The organism is Myxococcus xanthus (assembly GCF_013116825.1).
Taxonomy (GTDB): domain Bacteria; phylum Myxococcota; class Myxococcia; order Myxococcales; family Myxococcaceae; genus Myxococcus; species Myxococcus xanthus_B.
Genome location: NZ_JABFNS010000275.1, coordinates 1 through 2,013, shown reverse-complemented (window position 1 = coordinate 2,013; position 2,013 = coordinate 1). Strand labels below are relative to the sequence as shown.

Genomic DNA, 2,013 nt, shown 5'->3' with positions numbered 1-2,013 from the left:
GGGCCTGGAGTCTGCGGTGTATCGAGGTTCACGCTGTCCTGTCCGCTCAGTGACGAGGCAACCCCTGGTGGGGCTGCCTATTTCCCGATTTTCTAGCAGCCGGCCCCTTCTTGCGAAGCATAACGACCCAGGAGCCCATCCGAAGGGCCCCAGGTGTCTGGCGCTGGAAGGAGACACAAGGGCGAGGGTCCGGGAGATGACGCGGTCCACCGGGCTCGCCCTTCCTACGAAGCCCACCACACGCGTCCCCGGCAGCGGCGAGGGAGCGGGCGGGCCGCCGGCTCATCGGACGACTTGCTTGCGCGCGCCCGCCTCGTCGAACTCGACTTCAGACATGGGGACGCCGCCCAGCTCCCGGGCCAGCGCGGTGAGCACTTCCTGCGTCGCGACGATGTGCGTGCGCGAAAGGCGTGACAGCACGCGCTGCACCGACGACTCCACCGTGCCCTCGGAGGGGATGTCGAGCGCGCGCCCCTCGTCCGTCAGGGAGAACAGCGCCTTGCGCCCGTCGAGCGGGTCGGACTTGCGCTCCAGCAGGCCCCGCTTCTCCAGGCGCTTGAGCACGCCCGTCAAGGTGCTGGGATGGACGTGGAGGATCTGCGCGAGCATGCCCGCGGTGATGTCGGGGAAGCGCCCCACCAGACGGATGACCAGGCGCTGCGGACCCGTGAGTCCCAGCGTGGACTCCATGCGCTTCGACGTGGACTGGAGCCCGTGGTCCACGGCCCAGAGCAGTCGCATGAATTCGAGCACTTCACCAAGGGGAGGTCCTTTGTAGGTCCGCTCACCTTCGTGTGGGCCCAGCGGCTCTTCTGCCGGTCCCTTCGGGGATTCTTCTGCTGTCACCTGCTGCCTCCGTGTCTCAAGCCGATGGTTTGAGTCGCAGCAGGTCTATCGCGTCGCCGTCCGACCCGCTGCTGAAAAACCGTTGGCTGTTGACCGCTCGCAAGCCGGACGTCAAGCCGGAGGCTTTTCGAAGGCTCAGGCAGGCCCCGGTGGGGAGGGGCGCCGTGGGCCCCCCCCGCCATGAAGGCCAGACACCGGGCGGGCGAGCGCTCAGAGCTCCTCGAGCGTGAGCCGGAGGATGGAGCCCGTGTCGTCCCGCTCCAGGACCTTGAAGGTGGCTCCGGGCGGGATGAGCACCTCCTCCTCACCCGGCTTGAGCGAGGCACCCTGGATGTCGCGGCCCGTCTTGGTCCGGATTTCGAGGATGGCGTCGCCATCGAACTTCGCGTCCGGGTTCTTGGCCGTGCTGGTGAAGGCATCCCGGGTGATGACGGCGTCCTTCGTGTAGGCGTCGTAGTACTTCTTGCTGTCGCCGCGGAACACGGTGCCCTGGAACTTCGGCAGCTCGTTGAGGGCCGCGCGGGTGACGGCAATGCCATCCAGGTTGTTGCGCAGCGCCTGAGACGTGGGGCCGGCGCCATTCTTTGCCAGCGGGAAGAGGACCTGGCCGTTGTACGGCTTGAACTTCTCCTGTGTGTATTTGTAGAGGGAGACCTTGCCCTCGTCGGAGAGCCCGTTGATGTTCGCCACGCTGGTGGCCGTCTTCGGGTAGTCCTTCAGGTTCTGCGTCAGGTGGGTGTTCGCCATCTCCACGTAGGGCTCGAACTTCCCCTCCGTGAGCACGCTCATCTGCTTGCGGTAGTTCTCCACCGTGGCGGTGTCCACGGCGAAGCCTTCGTTGAACACGCTGGCCAGCTTGACGCGCTCCGCGTCACCCATCTTCACGTGCGGCCCACCCTGGGCGAACACCGCGCGGATGAGGTCGGCCTTGGGGCCGACCTCCGACTTGAGGGTGGCGAAGTCGGTGGAGCTGGCGTCGCCCTGGTTCTGCTTCAGGCCCTGGAGCGCGGAGAAGCCTTCGTCGCTGATGTTCTTGATGGCGCCCCGGGGCACACCCTGGGCCACGAACGGGGCGATGACCGAGTCATCCCGGAGGACGGCGGGGCCGACCGCGACGGGGAGGGTCGTCGGCGGGGGGGAGACGGGCGCCTTCGCGCCGCCCAGCGT

General features: G+C 67.3%; 2 protein-coding genes. Both read right to left on the bottom strand.

The window, feature by feature from the left end:
- Nucleotides 1-282 precede the first annotated feature (282 nt).
- The gene (locus HNV26_RS37235; RefSeq protein ID WP_171445586.1) at nt 283-846 is read right to left on the bottom strand and encodes a MarR family winged helix-turn-helix transcriptional regulator; all 564 of its coding nucleotides are present in this window, start codon (nt 844-846) and stop codon (nt 283-285) included.
- A gap of 210 nt (nt 847-1,056) precedes the next feature.
- The coding region (locus HNV26_RS38815; RefSeq protein WP_253817402.1) for an ADP-ribosyltransferase domain-containing protein at nt 1,057-2,013 on the bottom strand (957 nt) is incomplete at its 5' end.